Annotated in this window: 1 protein-coding gene; it reads right to left on the bottom strand. The window is 66.0% G+C overall.

Annotation, left to right across the window (positions count from 1 at the left end):
- Positions 1-879: 879 nt before the first annotated feature.
- Positions 880-1,368 (bottom strand): ATP-binding protein, encoded by a 489-nt coding sequence (locus J4557_RS50650; RefSeq protein ID WP_243777561.1) that lies wholly within the window; start codon positions 1,366-1,368, stop codon positions 880-882.
- Positions 1,369-1,533 lie beyond the last annotated feature (165 nt).

Raw genomic sequence — 1,533 nt, forward strand, 5'->3', positions numbered from 1 at the left:
TTGGACGGAGGGTTGTGAGAGATCAACCGTCCTACCAGGGGCTCCTTGACGTTCCGGGGCAGATGCACCGACCGCGACCATCATGTGATCAACAGTCACCACACCGCTGCTGAAAAAGGCTCACTGAAAAGAAGACCGAACAGAACCCCGGAAAAATTCGTGTACCTCTCGAGCGACTCCGCACTAACAGATGCGACGAAGCCGACATGAAACGACGCGAGGGTCGTCTGCATGTACGCGGCCAGTAGCCGGGGATCCAGACCGGCCGCGAAACCAGAGCCGCTCGCCTGCTCGCCCGCAGGAACAACCTGTTCCTGGGACTGTTCCCCCGCGTGGCGTCTCCCGGGCGGTTTCGCACGGGTGCTGTACCGCACCTGTGCCGCCCCGAGACCATGTCGCCAGGAACCCGCCGGCGCGAACCGCGGCGCCCCCGACACTGGCCCCGGCATCCCCTCAGCTCATGCTCTGCCCTGTTGAAGTAGAGCCACCGATGGCATTCCCCTCGCCTGCAGACCTCGATCGGTGCTCGCACCGATCCTCGGCTTCATCCCCGTGCCCGTCGTGGGGCGTCAGCGCAGACTCCACGCGAACCCCCGCAGCACAACCATGTTTGTGCAGGTCACGGCGATTTTGAGCACTCTGTGAGCAGGAGACGGACACGGTGTCGCTCCCCGAGTGCTTATCAAGTGCTTGTGCGCGGTCACAGTCGAAGGCATCGCCCAGGGCCGGCGACGATGTCGTGCCGATCCCCCGGGCCGAGGTGGGAGGCGCGGCGGTTCCGTCTTCGCCCCGTGTCGGGGCGAAGACGGAACCGTCTCGTGGCCGCTGGCTATCCTTGGCGCGAGGGGCCAGCCTGATATCCGCAGGCTGGGCCCTCTTCTATGACGCCAGCTGAGCGGCGGGCTGTGGCAGGGCTTCGAGTTTGCGGTTGAGGTCGAGGTCGACCCAGACGGTGTGGCCGAGGGTGCTGTTGCCGTGCACGCCGAACATCAGCGCCAGCTCGTAGAGCATCCGCAGTCCCCGGCCGCTCTCGCCGTACAGGCCGCCGTACCCCTCGGGCAGCACCGTGGGGATGCCGTGGCCGCCCATGACGGCGATGTAGACCGGGTTGTCGCACACGACCTCCAGCCCGAACCAGCCGTCGCCGCCCTCCCCCGAGCGCGTGTGCCGGACCGCGTTCGCGGCCAACTCCCCCACCGCCAACGCCACCACGTCCACGCACGGCATGCCCGCGAACAGCACCTCGGCGAAGGTCCGCGCCGCCTGCACCTGATCGGCCCGCCCCGCATACACCCGACGCCACCGCATTCTTTCCGGCGCCCACAGCCATTCGTTGGCCGTCGCCCCCACCAGTTTCGTTTTCTCCATCTTGCTTGTTCCTCCTTTGCTCGCCGCCGCGACCGATGACTGAGCCTTTTTCAGCAGCGGTGTGGTGACTGTTGATCACATGATGGTCGCGGTCGGTGCATCTGCCCCGGAACGTCAAGGAGCCCCTGGTAGGACGGTTGATCTCTCACAACCCTCCGTCCAACC

The sequence above is a fragment of the Actinomadura nitritigenes genome, from assembly GCF_017573545.1.
Taxonomy (GTDB): Bacteria; Actinomycetota; Actinomycetes; order Streptosporangiales; family Streptosporangiaceae; genus Spirillospora; species Spirillospora nitritigenes.

Excerpts from the sequence above, each read along its gene's own strand:
- J4557_RS50650 (WP_243777561.1), bottom strand. The coding sequence starts at position 1,368 with ATGGAGAAAACGAAACTGGTGGGGGCGACGGCCAACGAATGGCTGTGG.